The sequence below is a fragment of the Brevundimonas sp. genome (genome assembly GCF_016742135.1).
Taxonomy (GTDB): Bacteria; Pseudomonadota; Alphaproteobacteria; order Caulobacterales; family Caulobacteraceae; genus Brevundimonas.
Genome location: NZ_JACVCG010000006.1, coordinates 52,475 through 70,029 on the forward strand (window position 1 = coordinate 52,475; position 17,555 = coordinate 70,029).

At 65.9% G+C, this 17,555-nt stretch carries 23 protein-coding genes and 1 tRNA gene; 13 read left to right on the forward strand and 11 right to left on the reverse strand.

Annotated elements, in window-relative coordinates:
* Positions 1-5: 5 nt before the first annotated feature.
* Both IBJ06_RS12580 and IBJ06_RS12585 read right to left on the reverse strand, forming a co-directional pair.
* A complete protein-coding gene (locus IBJ06_RS12580) occupies positions 6-734 on the reverse strand; it encodes a GIY-YIG nuclease family protein (RefSeq protein WP_292160922.1) in 729 nt (242 codons plus the stop codon).
* A 5-nt stretch (positions 735-739) separates the two neighbouring features.
* Positions 740-1,885 carry a DNA cytosine methyltransferase gene (locus IBJ06_RS12585; protein WP_292160924.1) on the reverse strand — a complete coding sequence of 382 codons (1,146 nt, stop codon included), beginning with the start codon at positions 1,883-1,885 and terminating at the stop codon, positions 740-742.
* Between the two features lie 1,118 nt (positions 1,886-3,003).
* Between IBJ06_RS12585 and IBJ06_RS12590 the strand changes: the two genes are divergently transcribed.
* The 8 genes from IBJ06_RS12590 (at position 3,004) to lptB (ending at position 8,230) form a co-directional block, all read left to right on the forward strand.
* A complete protein-coding gene (locus IBJ06_RS12590; RefSeq protein WP_292160926.1) occupies positions 3,004-3,621 on the forward strand; it encodes a hypothetical protein in 618 nt (205 codons plus the stop codon).
* A gap of 49 nt (positions 3,622-3,670) precedes the next feature.
* Positions 3,671-4,555, forward strand: a complete 885-nt coding sequence (locus IBJ06_RS12595; protein WP_292160929.1) for a hypothetical protein — start codon at positions 3,671-3,673, stop codon at positions 4,553-4,555.
* Positions 4,556-4,657: 102 nt separating this feature from the next.
* The gene (locus IBJ06_RS12600) at positions 4,658-5,368 is read left to right on the forward strand and encodes an enhanced serine sensitivity protein SseB C-terminal domain-containing protein (RefSeq protein WP_292160931.1); all 711 of its coding nucleotides are present in this window, start codon (positions 4,658-4,660) and stop codon (positions 5,366-5,368) included.
* Between the two features lie 105 nt (positions 5,369-5,473).
* Positions 5,474-5,560: transfer RNA gene (locus IBJ06_RS12605), tRNA-Leu, on the forward strand.
* A 79-nt stretch (positions 5,561-5,639) separates the two neighbouring features.
* Positions 5,640-6,254: a ribonuclease D gene (locus IBJ06_RS12610; protein ID WP_292160934.1), complete on the forward strand. Its 615-nt coding sequence runs from the start codon at positions 5,640-5,642 to the stop codon at positions 6,252-6,254.
* On the forward strand, positions 6,255-6,905 hold the full coding sequence (lptC, locus tag IBJ06_RS12615) for an LPS export ABC transporter periplasmic protein LptC (protein ID WP_292160937.1): 651 nt from the start codon (positions 6,255-6,257) through the stop codon (positions 6,903-6,905). It begins immediately after the preceding gene.
* Positions 6,906-6,913: 8 nt separating this feature from the next.
* Entirely contained in the window at positions 6,914-7,417 is a 504-nt protein-coding gene (locus tag IBJ06_RS12620) for an LptA/OstA family protein (RefSeq protein WP_292160940.1), read from the forward strand.
* A 6-nt stretch (positions 7,418-7,423) separates the two neighbouring features.
* Positions 7,424-8,230, forward strand: coding sequence for an LPS export ABC transporter ATP-binding protein (lptB, locus tag IBJ06_RS12625; protein WP_292160942.1), 807 nt, complete (start codon positions 7,424-7,426; stop codon positions 8,228-8,230).
* Positions 8,231-8,467: 237 nt separating this feature from the next.
* On the opposite strand, the gene IBJ06_RS12630 is transcribed toward lptB, so the two are convergent.
* On the reverse strand, positions 8,468-8,848 hold the full coding sequence (locus IBJ06_RS12630; protein ID WP_292160944.1) for a hypothetical protein: 381 nt from the start codon (positions 8,846-8,848) through the stop codon (positions 8,468-8,470).
* Between the two features lie 179 nt (positions 8,849-9,027).
* Here IBJ06_RS12630 and rpoN point away from each other — a divergent pair, with 179 nt between their 5' ends.
* From rpoN to IBJ06_RS12645, 3 genes are all read left to right on the forward strand, one after another.
* On the forward strand, positions 9,028-10,557 hold the full coding sequence (rpoN, locus tag IBJ06_RS12635; protein WP_292160946.1) for an RNA polymerase factor sigma-54: 1,530 nt from the start codon (positions 9,028-9,030) through the stop codon (positions 10,555-10,557).
* A 74-nt stretch (positions 10,558-10,631) separates the two neighbouring features.
* Positions 10,632-11,294, forward strand: coding sequence for a ribosome-associated translation inhibitor RaiA (gene raiA, locus IBJ06_RS12640; protein WP_292160948.1), 663 nt, complete (start codon positions 10,632-10,634; stop codon positions 11,292-11,294).
* 77 nt (positions 11,295-11,371) lie between these two features.
* On the forward strand, positions 11,372-11,839 hold the full coding sequence (locus tag IBJ06_RS12645) for a PTS sugar transporter subunit IIA (RefSeq protein ID WP_292160950.1): 468 nt from the start codon (positions 11,372-11,374) through the stop codon (positions 11,837-11,839).
* Positions 11,840-11,854: 15 nt separating this feature from the next.
* On the opposite strand, the gene IBJ06_RS12650 is transcribed toward IBJ06_RS12645, so the two are convergent.
* The 8 genes from IBJ06_RS12650 to IBJ06_RS12685 all read right to left on the reverse strand — a co-directional run bounded on the left by IBJ06_RS12650 (position 11,855) and on the right by IBJ06_RS12685 (position 16,410).
* Entirely contained in the window at positions 11,855-12,121 is a 267-nt protein-coding gene (locus IBJ06_RS12650; protein WP_292160951.1) for a DUF1150 family protein, read from the reverse strand.
* 92 nt (positions 12,122-12,213) lie between these two features.
* Entirely contained in the window at positions 12,214-12,639 is a 426-nt protein-coding gene (locus tag IBJ06_RS12655; RefSeq protein WP_292160953.1) for an Hsp20 family protein, read from the reverse strand.
* 107 nt (positions 12,640-12,746) lie between these two features.
* The gene (locus IBJ06_RS12660; protein WP_292160955.1) at positions 12,747-13,376 is read right to left on the reverse strand and encodes a hypothetical protein; all 630 of its coding nucleotides are present in this window, start codon (positions 13,374-13,376) and stop codon (positions 12,747-12,749) included.
* 58 nt (positions 13,377-13,434) lie between these two features.
* Positions 13,435-13,803 (reverse strand): dihydroneopterin aldolase, encoded by a 369-nt coding sequence (locus IBJ06_RS12665; RefSeq protein ID WP_292160957.1) that lies wholly within the window; start codon positions 13,801-13,803, stop codon positions 13,435-13,437.
* Positions 13,800-14,336 (reverse strand): 6-carboxytetrahydropterin synthase, encoded by a 537-nt coding sequence (locus IBJ06_RS12670; protein ID WP_292160958.1) that lies wholly within the window; start codon positions 14,334-14,336, stop codon positions 13,800-13,802. The genes IBJ06_RS12665 and IBJ06_RS12670 overlap by 4 nt, the downstream gene beginning before the upstream one ends.
* Before the next feature lie 15 nt (positions 14,337-14,351).
* Positions 14,352-15,245: a hypothetical protein gene (locus IBJ06_RS12675; RefSeq protein WP_292160960.1), complete on the reverse strand. Its 894-nt coding sequence runs from the start codon at positions 15,243-15,245 to the stop codon at positions 14,352-14,354.
* Between the two features lie 10 nt (positions 15,246-15,255).
* A complete protein-coding gene (locus IBJ06_RS12680; protein WP_292160962.1) occupies positions 15,256-16,008 on the reverse strand; it encodes an SDR family oxidoreductase in 753 nt (250 codons plus the stop codon).
* 3 nt (positions 16,009-16,011) lie between these two features.
* On the reverse strand, positions 16,012-16,410 hold the full coding sequence (locus IBJ06_RS12685) for a dihydroneopterin aldolase (protein ID WP_292160964.1): 399 nt from the start codon (positions 16,408-16,410) through the stop codon (positions 16,012-16,014).
* Positions 16,411-16,568: 158 nt separating this feature from the next.
* Here IBJ06_RS12685 and IBJ06_RS12690 point away from each other — a divergent pair, with 158 nt between their 5' ends.
* On the forward strand, positions 16,569-17,057 hold the full coding sequence (locus IBJ06_RS12690; RefSeq protein ID WP_292160968.1) for an NUDIX domain-containing protein: 489 nt from the start codon (positions 16,569-16,571) through the stop codon (positions 17,055-17,057).
* Between the two features lie 43 nt (positions 17,058-17,100).
* Positions 17,101-17,547, forward strand: a complete 447-nt coding sequence (locus IBJ06_RS12695) for a DMT family transporter (RefSeq protein WP_292160971.1) — start codon at positions 17,101-17,103, stop codon at positions 17,545-17,547.
* The last annotated feature ends 8 nt before the right edge of the window (positions 17,548-17,555 follow it).

The window sequence follows — 17,555 nt, forward strand, 5'->3', positions numbered from 1 at the left end:
GGGGGCTACTGCTCTGAGCCTGCGCTCTCGGCACCTGGCTCTTTTTCGACCGACATAGCCCCGCCCAGTGCTTGGAAGCGCCGATCCGCCAGCCATTGGATGCGCTTAGCTTGAGTAAGCAACACGCGCCGAAGGCCGGTCTGCACTTTTCGCTCTGAGATCACCTGAGCCAGTCGCGAGATGACTAACGCGCGTCTCGCAATACGAAAGTCGGGATGAGATCGAAGCTCGAAGACGCTTTCAGACACAATGCTTCCCCTAAATGAGGTTGGCACATCAACCGAGAGCTCTCCGGGCGGCGGGTCTTTCTCGTTCAGGATGGCATGGAACTGGGACTCGGCGATTGCCTTTGCGGTGATGACTCGCTCGAGAGCATTCAGGTGTTGGCAAGCATCCTTGTCCTTGCCTCCAACGCCTTCAAATTCAGGCAGCGGCCATACTTCGATTTCGAATACCTCAAACGGATCTAACACTGACATCGCCACAGCGTCGGTTCGCTGGTTAGTCAGGTGGCGTCTGATACGTGTTCGAAGCTTTTCGTTCGTCTGCCCGACGTAGATAGGCTCTCCCTCGTAATCGAAGAAAGCGTACACGCCCCATTTGAAGTCCCCAACCTTCCGCACATCGCCGTTGGGCAACGTAAAGGGCGCGTCCAGAAACTGGGAAAGCTGTTTCCTGAGTTCTTCCGTTTCGAACGGAGGTGTGTTGATTGCGTCCGGCTTCTGGTCGGCCATTCCTGTCATGCTGCCTTGCGGTGCATGAATGTCGATGATGCGACGGGTTCGAAGATGTGCTGCGCCAAATGCCTAACGACAGGCACCGCGACACCATCGCCAGTGAGGTGATAAGCTTCGTTGTAGTTTCGTGGCAATTTGTAGGAATCCTCTAGCCCCATCAGTCGGGCAGTTTCGCGTGCAGAAATTAGACGCGAGCGGAGGCTGCTTCCGTCAACCACTATGATCACCTGCCTACTCGAACCACCAGCAGGCGTCCGCAAACATCCGGCCACGTCATCAAATCGGACTTCCGCGCGCTGAACTTTATGACCACGCTCGTCAATCCGCGTCCGACGATAGATACACCCCACCATACGACGTCCAGCACGTTTCGCTTGGTTGATCTTCGCAAGATTGATTGGCGACATCATCGCCACGAGCTTCTGAGTTTCTTCCGGCGTATGCCAACTGACGCTATCGGGCCGGTCCTCGATGAGGTCAGCGAATGTGCTCAGCCGGCGCTCAGGTGTCGGCACGTTCCACCAAATGAGGTGCTTTGAAACATCCGCTGGGAGCCCCCCCACAGCGCGGTTGAGGGCACCAGTGTGGAAGGGTTCAATGGGTCCCGGTGCGAGCAAGGACGCATCCAACTCAACACTCTTGTGAGCCCCTATCACAAAAAGGCGGGGCCTCGATTGCGGCACAAAGAGATCGGCATTGATGACAAGTGCACCGAACCGATAGCCCGCTTCCGCGAATGTCTGGCAAATTGCCCGAAAGTCGCTACCACCGCGCGACGTCAGGGTGCCGCAGACATTTTCTACAGCCACGAGCTTCGGCGCTCGTCCGTCTTCGACCAAATCCGAGATGACCCGCCAAAAAGGGTAAAAAGTGCCGGAACGATCGCCCCCCAGACCGGCACCGGCACCAGCCAATGACAAGTCCTGACAGGGAAATGAGCCCCATACCAAGTCTGGGTGGCCGAGCACGTCCGATGCCTTGACGTTTGCAACATCGCCAATGGAAAGTTCGCCTTTAACCCCCCAGTTCGCTTGATACGAAAGACCCTTCTTGGCGTCGAAATCGTTTGCAAACAGGCAATCCCACCCGTCGCCGAGTCCAGCGCGAGCCATGCCGCCGCCAGCGAAGAATTCCAGAAATGATGGCATCGGTTCCTCCACCCCGAATCAGGCTGCCCCAGTTTGGGTAATGATCCCGCCTCAAGCGAGGTAGATCACCAAAAACCTACCAGCACCTGAATTTCAGCCGACCTTGTTCGCCAAATGTTCTCGTAATGTCAAGTTGCGGCATTCGCGCTAAGATGAGTCGGGCTTTGAGGAGGAGCGATGTCGGATAGAATTTTCGAAGTGAACATTCGCCGGAACCTCGATGGAGCACAGTTGGGCTGGCCCGAGCGCGGCGAGGCTATGCCCGAGTCCACTTTGGGTGGGAACCAATCCTACTGCGACCTCCGTGGCATCCGGTGGCGCGAAGTCGGTGAGGTTCTCACGCGTGAGCGGGTGTATCTGGACCGCTTGCTATCAGACCAGATCAACGAAGATGATTTGGATGAAGAACTTTGGAGTGCAGCTGACAGAGGCGAGCCTCCGTTAGAGGGGTTGGACCCTGGGGTGGCGAGCGCGGTTTTTGCTTTGTCCGCGTCAGGGGCCGTCACAGCCTACAGCTGCAACGGCGGCGCGTTTGGAAACCGGCACAATTCAAAGCACCCCGTCGTAGCATTCTTTACTCGCCAAAGGATGGTCCCTCTGCTGCTTGCATGTGCTGAGAAGGCTGACATTGGCTTAGAGAATGCAACCAATGGCATTGCAATTGCTTACGCCGACCGAGTGACCAAGTTATACGATTTTGCCGTCGAGATTTACGAAAATAGAAGCTCGTTCAATCGCTTGAAGCGAAATATTTCTGCTTCGAGCATCGATCGTAACACCTCTGAGTCAAACGCCGCAATCGCTACTGGCCGAGGCCAACGGACCCAATGTCCCCGAGCGGAATGTAGCCTTGACAAGGCAGGCTAGAGCCCGGCGATCATTCGCAGAACCAGCGCAGCCTGCGCCGCAGTCCCCAATGTCAGCAAGCCCACCAAAGCCCACTCTGTCCTGTCTCGCCCCATAGCGCGGCCCCGACGGCCCTAACGGTGAACCGTTCAGACAACCTATCCTGGTATTTCCTTAACCGCTATCGTTGAGCTTCAACCGCACCGCTTTGCGAGCCCATCCTCGGACGTCGCCACGTGAATCCCTACCGCCCTCTGGCGGGGCTCCAGAGCATGAGAGTCCTCGTCGCCTGCGAATATAGCGGCACGGTCCGCAATGCCTTCTTGGACATGGGGCATGATGCTTGGTCGTGCGATCTGTTGCCGAGCGAGGACGGGTCCAATCGGCATATCATCGGGGATGCCCGCGACCTTTTGAATGATGGGTGGGACCTGCTGATGGTCGCACACCCGCCTTGCACGAGATTATGCAATTCGGGTGTGCGATGGCTGACGAAGCCGCCTCCCGGCAAAACCAAGGAAGAGATGTGGCGCGAGCTAGAGGAAGGCGCGGCGCTGTTCTCGGACTTTTGGAACGCCCCGATTGATCGCATTGCGATTGAGAACCCGGTGATGCACAAGCACGCCAAGGCCCGGATCGCCAACTTTGAGGATTTCGCTCAGAGCATTCAGCCTTGGCAGTTCGGGCATGGGGAGACAAAGCGAACCTGTCTGTGGCTGAAGAACCTGCCACCACTGGTGCCGACGAACATCGTCGATGGCCGGGCGCAGCGGGTTCACCGAATGCCGCCGTCCGCCGACCGTTGGAAGGAGCGTTCGCGCTTCTATCCCGGGATTGCCAAGGCTATGGCCGAGCAGTGGACCGAGGCGGCGATGGCCGAGGCCGCTTAGGCACCAGCTACGTCCGATCCTGACGCAGGCACCCTCTATCCTGCCCCGCATGGATATGACCCTGCCCCCGGCTGTGCCTCTGCCGGATCCGCCGAGGGCGGATCGGCCGGCGCATTATCGTCTGTCGACCGAGACCTGGCTGCTGATCCTGAAAGAGTATCGGGAGGGGGCGACGGCGCCCTTTCTGGCCGACAAGTGGCGGGTGTCGGAGCATGCCCTGCGGCGGCGCATCACCCTGCACGGGGCGACCAAGCGCGAGTGGGGCGACAGTCAGGCGATCGCCATGGCCACAGCCCGCGAGGCCGAGCTAGAGGAGGCGCGGCGGAACAGCCCCGAGGCGGTGGCGGCGCGTCTGTTTGCCGGCCTGCCGATGCCTGCGGACGACGGGACGGTCGAGGACGGCGCTGAGGACCCGGCGGCGCTGGCGCGCATGGCGACGCTGGCGTCCGGGCGGGCCATGCGCGGGCGGCTGTGGGCCGAGGCGCGGGCGCTGGGGGCGCTGGCCGAGACCTATCAGCGGCTGGCGGCGCGGGAGGCGGAGACGGAGGCTGCGGCTGCGGGAGGGGGCGGAGGCGTGCGGGGCAGCGGGCCGGACGGGGCGCTGACGATTGCGGACCTGCCGCTGTCGCTGGTGCTGCAGGTGCTGGAGATGGGGACGGAGGAGAAGGTCGCCCTGTTCCGCTATCCGCCCGAGGGCCGACCCGACCCGGACCGGGCGGTGCGGAAGGTCTTCTGGAAGATGGACGGGCTTCACCACCGCTCTCTGAGCCGGATGCATTATCGCCGGCTGGCAACCGAGTCGTGGGTCGAGGCGCTGGAAGAGGCGATGGCGGCGGCAGGGGTGCCGCTGCCGGAGGAAGGGCATCTGCGCGGCTGGCGGCTGATGTCGGACGATGAGGTGTTCGAGGGGGCGGCGCGCGAGATGGAGGGCTGAGGCGGGGCCGGGTGGCCTCCCCCTGCCCGCTCCCTCTCGCCATTCGCGGGCGGGCGGGGTAGGTGACTGCCCTTTCCGGTTTTGCAGTACAGGACGGCTCTCATGACCGCCTCTCCGTCTCCCGCCTTTTCGCCGCTGAACGACCTCGAGGTGCTGCTGATGGCGGCCAGCTCGGGCGGGGCGGATGAGCGCGCGGCCTTTGAGGCGGCGGTGCCGGAGGGCAAGCTGTGGGCCGTGGTGGCCGAGGAGGATGCGGCGCGCGACACCCTGCGGCTGCGCACGGTGACGCCCCGGGACGGGCGGCCGGCGACGGCGATCTTTACGGCACGCGAGCGGGCGCTGGCGGTGTTCGGCGAGGATGCGACGGCCGAGGCATTTGACGGGCGGGCGCTGCTGGAGGTGATCTGCGTCAATCCGGCGGTGCTGAACCCGGGCCAGCCCTATGGGGTGTCGTGGCCGCCGGCGGCCCTGTCGGCGATGATCGGCCGGACCCTGCCCGAGCCCGGCGCGCGCTATCCGACCCATCTGGCCAGGCCGAAGGAGACGCCCGACGGGCTGGTCGAGGGGCTGACGCGCGAGTTCGAGGCCGATCCCTCGGTCAAGGCGGCGTGGCTGGCGCTGGCGCGCTGGTCGGACAGCGAGGATGCGGGCTTCTACCTCGATGTGCGGATGCCTGAGGGCGAGGCGCAGTTGCCGGGCCTGATGAACCGGGCGCTGGCCGGTGTGGTGCTGGACGCGCGTCTGGACGCGGGGGTGCGCGCGCCCGGGGCACCCGCTGGCATCGGGCTGGAGATCGTGGCGCCGCGGGACTGAGGGCCGCTGACGGATTTTCGTCATATGCCCGTTGACCGGACCCGGAGCCTGCCTTATGGGTCCGCGCCTTCCCGGACGATGTGTCGCTGATGCGTCGGCCCGAGAGCCCAGGTGGCGGAATTGGTAGACGCGCTGGCTTCAGGTGCCAGTGATCGAAAGGTCGTGGAGGTTCGAGTCCTCTCCTGGGCACCAGTTCTTCGAAACGGCGCTGCATCCTGACGATGCGGCGCCGTTCGTTTATGGTCCTCATGCACGTGAACAGGCGGGACGCATGACAGTACATCTGCACAGGGGCGATCTGCCCGACGGTCTGGACCTCGGGGCCGTGGTGGCGGTCGATTCCGAGACCATGGGCCTGCGCTATCGCCGCGACCCGCTGTGCGTGGTGCAGCTGTCGGCCGGGGACGGGGATGCCCATCTGGTCCAGCTGGACCGCGACGCCTATGACTGTCCGAACCTGAAGCGGCTGCTGGCGGACCCGGCTGTGCTCAAGATCTTCCACTTCGGCCGGTTCGACATCGCCATGTTCCAGCTGTGGCTGGGGGTGGAGACGCGGCCGGTCTATTGCACCAAGATCGCGTCCAAGCTGGCGCGCACCTACACCGACCGGCACGGGCTGAAGGATGTGGTGCGCGAACTGGCGGGGGTGGACCTGTCCAAGGCGCAGCAGAGCTCGGACTGGGGTGCGGAGACCCTGACCCCGGCGCAACAGGAATATGCTGCGTCGGACGTGCTGCACCTGCATGCCGTGCGCGAGCGGCTGGACGCCATGCTGGCGCGCGAGGGCCGCACGGGGCTGGCGGCCCAGCTGTTCGACTTCCTGCCCGTGCGGGCCCGGCTGGACCTGGACGGCTGGGAAGACACCGACATCTTTGCCCATAGCTGAATGACCGACACGCCCCCGCCCGAGGATCCGACGCCCGCGACCGCCGACAAGGCCCGGCGCTGGCGTGCCCATTCGCGGCGGGTGATGCTGTACCGGCGGGTGCTGCCGATGGTGATCCTGCTGCTGGCCGGGGGGACGGTCGCCTGGATCGTGCTGCGGACCGCCATTTCGGACGCCGAACGCCGCGCCGAACAGCGCACCGACGTGGCGCTGGACAATGCCCTCTACTATGGACAGGACGATCAGGGCCGGGCCTTCGTGATCGGGGCCAGGGGCGTGGTGCGGGTGGCGGAAACCGGCCATCTGCGCCTGGTCGGGCCGGTGCTGCGCCTCAATCTGGGAGGCACCAAGGTCACCGAAATGACGGCCGACGGCGGCACCTATGACGAGGCCGCCCGCCGGGTGATCATCGGCCCCAATGTGCGGATTTCCGACGGGGGATCGGGCTTTGTGCTGACCACGCCGGAGGCCGTCGTCGATACCCGGACCGGTGTCGTCACCGGTGACAAGGGCGTTCAGGGCACCGGACCGCTTGGCACCATGGCCGCTTCGTCCTATGTCATCCGCGACCAGGGCGAGCGTATCGAGTTTCGCGGCACGGTCGACAACAAGGTGCGGGGCACCATCAATCCCGCATCGTCCCGGAGATAAGGTCGGCCATGACCCGTTCCAGCAAACTGTCCCTGACCGTCGCGGCGGCCCTGGCGCTCAGCCTGGCCCTGCCCGGCACCGGCGTATCGCAGGACCCGTCGGCCGATCCGGTCATGTATACGGGCCTGGTCTTCAGCTACACGCGAAACGGCTTTGCGCTGGAGGGCGAGGCCGAGATCCTGCAGGGCGACAACCGGCTGCGCGCCAACCGGATCGAGGCCTTCACCAACGCCAACTCCGACCTGTCGCGGGTCGAGGCGTCGGGCGAGGTGTTCTTTGTCACCCCTACACAAACCCTGCGCGGCGACCGGGCGGTCTATAATCTCTCCAGCGCCGAGGTGGTGCTGACTGGCAATGTGATCGTGACGCAGGGCCGCAACGTCATGACCGGCAGTCGACTGGTCTATAATGTCCGCACCGAGAGCGCGCGGATGGAGGGGGCCCCCACCCCGACCGGCAACCGCGTGCAGGGGGTCTTCTATCCGAACGGCACCCCGGGCCAGGGCAACTGATCCCCGGTGGCCCGCAAGGAACTCTCGGCGCTCAATCTGGATGAACGGCCAAAGGCGGCCGCGAAGGCCGCTGTGCCCAGGGCACCGGAACCCGACCGGGGTCTGAAGGCCCGCCATCTGGCGCGGTCCTTCGGCAAGCGGCAGGTGGTGCGCGATGTGTCGCTGACGGTCCACCGCGGCGAGGTCGCGGGCCTGCTGGGGCCGAACGGCGCGGGCAAGACCACCTGTTTCTATATGATCACCGGCCTGATCCCGCCGGACAGCGGCACCATCACCATCGACGGTGAGGACATCACCCACCAGCCCATGTACCAGCGCGCGCGCATGGGCCTGGGCTATCTGGCGCAGGAAGCCTCGATCTTTCGCGGCATGACGGTCGAGGAAAATGTCCGCGCCGTCGTCGAACTGCACAAGACCGGCCAGGCCGCCGTCCGCGAGGAGACCGACCGCCTGCTGGAGGAGCTGAGCGTCAGCCACCTGAAACATGCCCCGGCCCTGGCGCTGTCAGGCGGCGAGCGGCGGCGGGTGGAAATCGCCCGGGCGCTGGCGGGCGACCCGGCCTTCATGCTGCTGGACGAACCCTTTGCCGGCATCGACCCCCTGGCCATCGCCGACATCCGGCATGTGATCCGCTATCTGGCCGACCGGGGCATCGGCGTGCTGATCACCGACCACAATGTCCGCGAGACCCTGGACATCATCGACCGGGCCGCGATCATCGCCGGGGGCGAGCTGCTGTTCGAGGGCACCGCCGCAGAAATCGTCTCCAACCCCGACGTCCGCCGGGTGTATCTGGGCGATATGTACGGGTAGTGGTTCGGACGGTCTTGCCCGCCAAGGATCGGTGTCGCCTTGACGCGTGACGCGCCGGGTGTGGCGAAGAGGTTCATCACAAAGAACACCAAGGAGGCACGAAGAGCACCAAGAGGGGGTGTCTGGCTCCGACCCCGTTGTGTCCTTTGTGAGGGCTTTGTGGCCTTTGTGATGGACCCGCTTCGCGGAACGGCCGCCTGCCCGGACCGATCCCCGGGTCAAGCCATGGGTGAAGCCCTAGTCGGCCTCGATGTCCCGGAACCAGGGCCGGTCACAAGCTACGCCCTGCGTGGCCTTTTTCATTCGGTGGGCTGCCTTGCGCTCTGCTGAGGTGTCCGGCATGCCTTCCGTCTTGGCGCAGGCTTCGTCCGCCAACAGGAATTTCAGGTTATGCCCGGCATCTGAATGGCCAAGCGAGTCAGCAAGCCGAAGCCACCGAATAGCCTGCTCCTTGTCATGAGGCTCGTCGACGTTGGGGTCACCTTCACCACCTGCGAGGGTGTAAAAATTGGAGAGGCGAAAGGCGGCGTCCGCATCGCCGGCAAGCGCCTTTTGCTCAAGCGACATCATCTCCGCCGGAGTGAGGTCGAAGACTGTGCCGGTGCTCGCCTCGGCCACTTGCTCGTCCTGATGAGGCGTTGGCTCGCAAGCAGCGAGCGACACGGCGACAAAGCACGCCGAGAGAGACAGCAACTCGCGTCCGCGCACTTCAACCCCCGTTAACCGCTTCGCGACATGATGCCTCCAGCAAGTTTCGGGCCACGGTGTCCGAACGGGGTTCGGTAGGGACGGTTGCGGTGATCGGTCAGAGACTGGAGGTCAGGCAGGGGCAGGGGCTGGTGATCACGCCCCAGCTGCAGCAGGCGATCAAGCTGTTGCAACTGTCGAACCAGGAGCTGGAGACCTTTGTCGAGGCCGAGCTGGAACGCAATCCGCTGCTGAAGCGCGATGAGGAGGCCGACCTACCCGGCGAGGCCGGCAGCGAATTGGGCGGCGAGGCCCCGGTTGAGGCGGCGTCCGACCCCCATGCCGAACTGAGCTTTGACGAGGCACGTCCCGATGCCGCCGAACAGGCCATGGATACGCGGGCCGACGATGTCTATGACGCCAGCCCCGGCGAACGGGCGACGGAAGGACCCGGCGGCGGGGATGAGGCCCAGCCCGGCCTGTCGGACTGGTCGCGCACGGGCAAGGGTGGTCCCGCCCCCGAGGGCGAAGGCATCGAACGCGCCGACAGCCGCGCGCTGACCCTGTGGGAGCATCTGCAGGCCCAGCTGTCGGGCACGCCGCTGAGCGCCGCCGACCGCGCCATCGGTCTGGCCCTGATCGACATGGTGGATGACCACGGATACCTGCGTGGTGATCTGGCCGAGATGGCCGACCGGCTGGGCTGCGGCATCGACCGGGTCGAGGCGGTGCTGGCCGTCTGTCACGGGTTCGAGCCGACCGGCATCATGGCGCGCTCGGTGCCGGAATGCCTGAAGCTGCAGCTGGTCGAGCGGAACCGGTTCGATCCGGCCATGGCGGCGCTGCTGGACAATCTGGAACTGCTGGCGCGGCACAATCTGTCGGCCCTGCGCAGCGCCTGCGGCGTCGATGCCGAGGACCTGTCGGAGATGATCGCCGAGCTGAAGGCCCTGACGCCCCGCCCCGGCGCGGGCTTTGGCGGCGAACCGGCGCAGACGGTGATCCCCGATGTGCTGGTGCGGCCCGACCCGGCCGGCGGCTGGCGGATCGAGCTGAACGCCGACACCCTGCCCCGGCTGCTGGTCGACAAGCGCTATCACGGCGTTGTCTCGGCGGGCGCCCGGTCGGATACGGAAAAGACCTTCGTCGCCGATTGTGCGGCCCAAGCCAACTGGCTGGTCAAGTCGCTGGACCAGCGGGCGAAAACCATCCTCAAGGTGTCGTCCGAGATCGTCCGCCAGCAGGATGCCTTTTTTGCTTTTGGTGTCGAATTCCTGCGGCCGCTGAACCTGAAGACCGTGGCCGATGCGATCGGCATGCATGAGTCGACCGTCAGCCGGGTCACCTCAAACAAATACATGGCCACGCCGCGCGGGGTGTTCGAGCTGAAATTCTTCTTCACCTCGGCGATCCAGTCGGTCGACGGCCAGTCCAGCCACTCGGCCGAAGCCGTCCGTCACCGGATCAAGGCGATGATCGATCATGAGGCGCGTGACGGCGACGTTTTGTCCGACGACCGGATCGTCGAATTGCTGAACGAGGCCGGCATCGACATCGCCCGGCGAACGGTGGCGAAATACCGGGAAGCCCTGCGAATTCCGTCCTCTGTCGAACGCAAGCGACGCCTGAAGGCCGGTTAACCGCGTCCCCTTCGATGACCACAAAAATGTGAAGCCCGTTGACACCGAACGGCTTCGGTCGCGTTCTGTGTGTCATGCAAGTCCAAGTCAGCGGTAAGCACGTGGATGTCGGCGAAGCGTTAGGCTCGCGCATCTCCCTGGAACTCAATGAGGGGGTCGGCAAATACTTTGAACGCGGCGGCCAGGATGCCGAGGTTGTGGTGTCCAAGGACGGGCCCGGGTTCAAGGTGGACTGCTGGGTCCGGCTGGCCTCGGGTCAGAGCCTGGTCACCACCGGGCATGGCATGGATGCGCACGCGGCCTTTTCCGACTCGCTGGACAAGCTGGAAAAACGGGTCCGGCGGTACAAGCGTCGCCTGAAGGATCACCACGCCGGGCCCAAGGGCCTGTCGCCCGAGAAGCAGGAGATGGCGGCCGCCGAAGTGGCGCGCATGACGGTCTTCCGCAATCTGGACGATGCCGATGACGAGGCCTTTGCCGACGTCGGCAAGCCGGACGGAGAGGCCCCGGCCGGTCTGGTGATCGCCGAGACCGAATCCGAACTGCGCACCCTGACCGTCGGCCAGGCGGTGCTGGAACTGGACATGACCGGTTACCCCGTCGTCGTGTTCAAGAATGCCGCGCACGGTGGTGTGGCCGTGGTCTATCGCCGTCCCGACGGCAACATCGGCTGGGTCGACCCCCGCCGGACAAGTTCACGGAACGGACACGGTTCGGTAAACGGTTCGTCGGTATAAGGCCTTTAAGGGGCCGCAAGTCGGGCCTAGAGGGCAGCCGCCCTTTGGCCCACAGTTGCGTAGTTTCGGGGATGAGTATGGAAATCGGAGATCTGGTCAGCCGGGACGGCATTGTCCTGCGCGGAAGTGTCTCGTCCAGGCGTCAGGCCCTGCAGGCCGTGGCCGAGGCGGCCGCCCATGTACTGGGCCAGACCGACGCCTCGCCGTTCATGGATGCACTGATGGAGCGCGAGGCCCTCGGATCGACCGGGGTCGGCTCGGGCGTGGCCATTCCCCATGCGCGGCTGAAGGACGTCGATCACCTGTTCGCAGTTCTGGTGCGGCTGGAGACCCCCATTGCCTTTGATGCGGTGGACGATCGCCCGGTCGATATCCTGTTCGGCCTGTTCGCACCGCCCAGCGATGGCGCCGGACACCTGCGGGCGCTGGCCGCGGCCGCGCGCGCGCTCCGCTCGCCGGAACTGCAGCAGCGCCTGCGTCAGGCCGACAGCCGCGACACCATCCACGCCCTGCTGGTACGCCAGATCGAAACGACCGCGGCCTGAGGGCCCGGTCCCGGGTCAGTGAACGGAGACGGGCTCCAGCTCGTGGGCCACGGCGGCGGCAAAGGCGCTTTCCCGGTCGGCCATGACCGCCAGACGCTCGCCGTCCGCGCTGTGGACCGCGTACAAGGTCTGGCGCGGATCCAGCCGGATGGGAGGTTGATCCGGGTCTGCGGCGCCGGCGACCTCGTCCATGATTTCGGACGCGGCCACCTCACGCACATAGACCAGATCGGGCGCACCCAGATCGGCAAAGGCCTTGTCCGTCATGTCGTCGGTCGTCATCACCTGAGTTGAGCTCCTGAAACGCGGGTATGAAGGGTCAACGCGTGACCCCTGAAAGTGGCTCCGGAGGGATCGGAGGCTAGACCAGCCTATCAGCGGGTCGTGATGGGAATGCGGCGGATCTGGGCGACCTGTTCGGGGCGCTTGAGATCGACGTGCAGCAGGCCGTGCTCGAGGGAAGCCTCCTCGACCTCCAGGCCATCGGCCAGGACGAAGGTCCTGAGGAACCCCCGTGCCGCGATGCCGCGGTGAAGATAGGCATTCCCGCCGTCCCCCTTATCGCCGCCCTCGCGCTTGCCGGAAATGGTCAGCTGGCGGCCCTCGAGCGTGATCGACAGGTCGTCGGGGGAAAAGCCGGCCACGGCCAGGGTGATGCGAACGGCGGCTTCGCCCCGCTGCTCGACATTATAGGGGGGATAGGCCTCGGAAGCCGCCCGCGCCGCGCGGTCTATCAGGCTGCGGGTATGGTCAAAGCCCAGCAGGAACGGGCTGTCGAACAGGACTGTACGCGTGGTCATCGGCCCTCCTGGAAGCGACCCGGAATGCGGATCCCCGGAAGCGGCGGATCCGTCAGGCCCCTATCTGGGATGCGGCGCGCGAGCTTTCAAGCCTTGGCCCCGGAGGCTCAGATCCACCAGGAGCGCGGATTGGGGATGGCCCGCCGTGACTTGAGCATCCAGCTGCCCCAGGCACCGCGCATCAGCACCCACAGAAGCAGCAGGAAGAGGACAAATACCCCCGCGTTGACCACGATCAGGATAACCCCAAGCACCGCGACGACGGCCGCCGTCCACAGGGTGCGGACCTGAAAGACATGGTGGCTGGCGGCGACCGCATGGCTCGGCACATCGCGCATCATGACCGCCAAAAGGCCGATCACCGCTGAGACGCCGAAAGTCGGGATGGCGAAAAGGATCAGGGCATAGACGGTATAGAGGCCCATCATGCCCTCTGGCTCGGGCAGATCGTCGACCCGCTCGCGCCGGGGCGGAGCGGTCCAGGCGGGCGCCGCCGCCGGAGGGACCACCGGAGTGACGAGCGGGGCGTTCAGGGGGTCTTCCACCGGCACGGACTCGTCAGGGCGGGAGTCGGGCGCGGGCTGGAGTTCTGGCTCGGGTTCAGGCCCGGGTTCCGGCGCGCGCGGTTGGGCCGCGAGGGATGACGGCGAGCAAAAGCCCACCTCGGCGTCCGGGTCGGCCTCGGGCCGGGGGGCGGGCTGGTCCTTGAACAGGTCGGGATCGCCGGGTTCGGCCATCGGGCTCCTCACACTTCGGGGCGACAATGCCGGGGCAGGCGCGCGGGCGCAACCACTGTCAGACGCGCGACAGGGTGATCTCGCAGCCGGCCTCGGCCGCATCCGCCAGACAGCCGGGCTTGCCGATGCGCACCGTCACCCCCTGCACGACCGGATCGGCCATCAGCCGCTGGCCCAGCCGCTGGGCAAAGGTTTCGACCAGACCGACATGGCCTTCGGCCACCAGCTCGCGCGACAGGCGGGCCACATCCTCATAGTTCAGCGTATCGCCCAAGGCCTCGACCGGGCCGGGCGCCAGTTCCAGCGCGACATTGATCACCAGGGTCTGCAGGCGGCCCTGCTCATGGGCGTGCACGCCGATGCCCGCCTGGACGACGAGATCGCGCACGAAGACGGTGAGGCTGCTGACGACGGCAGGCTCGCTCACGTGGGCTCTCCGACCCGGAGGTCGTTCAGGCTGTTGTCGGCCCGGTCCATCCAGCTGTTCCGGTCCCATGTGCGCTCAGCGTCGGTCAGGTCCGGCCCCACGATCACGGCATTGGTCGGCGTCTCCTCCAGCACCAGTTCGACGCAGCGGAAGGCAGAGGCCTCGGCGGCCAGGAAGGCATCCAGCTTGCGGCGCAGGGCGATGGCCAGGGCTTCGCTGGTCGGGTCGCCGTCGAACAGCATCAGGCGCGGCAGTCGCTCGGGCTCATGGGCCGCGAACCACTGGACGAGCGGATCGGCGCGGTTGAGCTGGAAGGCGTGGTCCACGGCCTTGTCGATGAAGCCGTGCCAGCGCCCCTTCAGCTGCTCGAACGAGGCCACATAGTTGGCCGCCCCGAAGGTGATGTCGCGATCGGCGCGCAGCGTGACATGGACAAATTCATTATGGCCATGCGGCACGGCGCATTTCGAGGCCGCATCAGTGATCAGCCGATGCGCCATCGAGAAGCGGCGGGTGAAGCGGATGTCGGGCATCGGGTCTCGGAACGTCTAGGCAGCGGGCGGGCCGGCCAGGGCCAGGGCGAAGGCCTCGGGCCCGGGAACGGCCGGTCCCGGGATCGACACGAACAGATCGGGCCGCTCGGTCAGGAAGGCGCGTAGCATGAACATCAGATCCTGGGCGAAATAAAGCTGACTGGCGCTGTCCCACAGGAATTCGTCCGAGAGGAATTTGTTGGCCACCAGCACCAGATGATCGACCCCCAGTATCCGGCGACGGATCAGTTCATCGAGGAAGGTGTAGCCGGAACTGGCCTTCTCGGGCTGGACGGGTGCACCGGCCCTGGACGCGCCCTGCAGGGTGTGGGGAAAGGCGTCGCGGAACGCCTGACCGTCCAGGGCCCGGCCCCCGGCGCGGCCCCGCACCAAGCGATCCTCGGGGATCAGCAGGGCAAAGTTCACGCGACCGACGTTCACCTCCAGATGTGCCAGCATCATCTTCCATTCGACCACCGTATCGCCCTCGCGACGCCAGGGGGCCGCCAGAAGCAGGTCAGCGTGGCACTCACCGCGGGCCAGGTTGACGAACAGACGACCGCCGCGCTCGGCCTTTGGCGCGCGCACGCGCGGGCCGGGGGCATAGAAGTCGCCGGGCGCGTCGACCACGCCGGCCAGGATCGGTGGCAGCACCTTCAGATAGAGGGTCTCGGTACGTCGCTTCAGGGCGGATACGCCGGAATCGGCGCGCCCCAGCACCACCGCCACCAGAATGACCGGCAACAGCACGCCGAACAGCTCGATGGTCGAGGACAAGAGGCTGGAGGAATCGCGCATCAACCCCCAGCCGAACAGGATCAGATTGGCCCCGACCGACATCAGCAGCAGGACCACGACCACGATCTTGGTCGAGAAGGGCAGGGTCAGGGTTTTGAAGTCGCGAAACATGTCCACCCGATCACACGCCGTCGAAGGCCACGTCGCGCGCCCGCCGGATCAGCGACTCCCCGCCATCCACCGTCAGCACCTGGCCGGTCAGCGAGGGCGTGGCGATGATGTATCGCACGGTGCGGGCGATGTCCTCAATGCTCGGGCCATGCCCCAAGGGCGCGTCCGCCCATGCCCGCTCAAAGTCGTCCTGGTCCTGCGCGCCGCTGGGCAACAGCAGACCCGGCGCCACGCCGCACACCCGTACATACGGCGCCAGGGCGATGGCCAGGGTGGCGGTCAGCCCCGCCAGCCCGATCTTGCCCGCCGTATAGGAGAAGAAGTCCGGATTGGGCGCGAACACCTTTTGGTCCAGCATGTTGATCACCACCCCGCCGGCCTCGCCCACGGTGGCCGCGAAGTCCCGGATCAGAAAGACCGGCGCCGTCAGATTGGCGTCAATATGCGCCTGCCAGCTGGCATCGTTCAGCTCTGCCAGCACATCATAGGAGAACAGGGAAGCGTTGTTGACCAGCACGTCCAGCCCGCCGAAAGCCGCGTGCACCTCCGGGATCAGGCCATCGCGCTCAAGGGGATTGGACAAATCGGCCTGAAAGGTCTCGCACCGGCCGCCCGACGCCCTGAGTTCGGCGGCAAGGGTCTCGGCCTCGTCGCGGCTGTGGCGATAGTGCAGGGCCACCCGGTGGCCGTCGGCGGCCAGCGACCGGACCAGACCCGCGCCAACGCGACGCGCCCCGCCGGTGACGAGGACGTTCAGCCCCATGGCTCAGCCCGCCGGGCGCAGGCGGAACACCTCGACCCCGGCCGCGTCGGTCTCGGCGAAGATGTCCGGCTTGACGATGCGGATGCGACAGGCGGTGACCGCAGTGTCCTCGAACACGAGGTCGCTCAGTTCGGCCAGCAGGGTCTCCAGCAGATCGGTATGCGGCCGGCTGGACCAGCCGAGGATGTGATCGCGCACCCGGTCGTAGTCGACGAAGCCGGATCCGCCCGCCGGCCAGTCGGAATACATGTCGACGTCGACCTTCAGCCGGTTCGGTCGTTCGGGGTGCCGCTCCCACGGATGCAGGCCGCACCGCACATTCACCTCGACCCCGCGCAGGATCGCCCGGGCGTGGTCGCGACCGGCTGGCGCTGCGTGCAGGGAGGTGGGTTGGTCAGTCAATCCGGCCGAACTCGAACACGTTCAGCGCGCCCAGAACGATGACGAAGCCGAAGATGATGAAGAGCGCGGTCATGGAATTCTCCCGTCGGAAATCTGGTTCTGGCCTTAAAGCGCGCCCGGCCTCTGTTCAAGGGGCGCAGGCCGGGCCATCAAGCCGCATGGCCCCCTCTCCCACCCGCAACTGGCGCGAACGCATCGAGCCGTTCACGCGCCCGACCTTTCACACCCTGGCCCGGATGACGCGCGGCATGACGCTGGGTGTGCGCGGGCTGGCGGTCGATGGCGAAGGGCGGATTCTGCTGTTGCGGCACACCTATCTGCCCGACTGGTGGCTGCCCGGCGGCGGAGTCGATCGGGGCGAGAGCCTGCACGAGGCCCTGGTGCGCGAGATGCGTGAGGAAACCGGACTGGTCCTGACCGGGCCCGCCACCCTGTTGTCGATCCATTCGAACGAGGCCCATTTCCGGGGGGATCACGTGGCCGTCTATCTGATCCGCGACTTCACGACCGGCCCCGCCAGCCAGCACGGCGAGATCGCCGAGGTGGGCTGGTTTCCTCCCGATGCCCTGCCCGACGCCCTCAGCCGGGGCAGCCGCGCGCGCCTGAGAGAATATCTGGACGGGGTGCCCGCCGATCCAAGGTGGTGAGGGCGGCGTTCCCATTCGCGCCGCCGGGTGCTAGCCAGCGCGGATGAACCCTGCACTGCTTGCCATGCTGGCCGTCGTTCTGGCGGGAGGGGCCACCGCCCTTCAGGCGCCGACCAATGCGCGGCTGGCCGAGGCCGTGGCCTCGCCGGTCAATGCGGCCTTTATTTCGTTTGCGGTCGGCACAGTGGCGCTGGGGATGCTGGCGCTGATGCTGCAGACCCGGCCGGACATGGCGGCGACGCGGGCCCTGCCCTGGTGGGTATGGATCGGCGGGCTGTACGGTGCCGTGTTCGTGGTGGCAGCCGCCTGGGGCGTGCCGCGGCTGGGGGTGGCGGTGACCATTACCCTGATGGTGGCCGGGCAGCTGCTGATCAGCCTGTTCCTCGACCATTTCGGGGCCATGGGCGTGCCCAAGCAGCCGATGAACGTCATGCGGGTGGCCGGTATCCTGATGGTGATCGGCGGCGTGGTTCTGGTCCGCAAGGGCTGATCAAACCC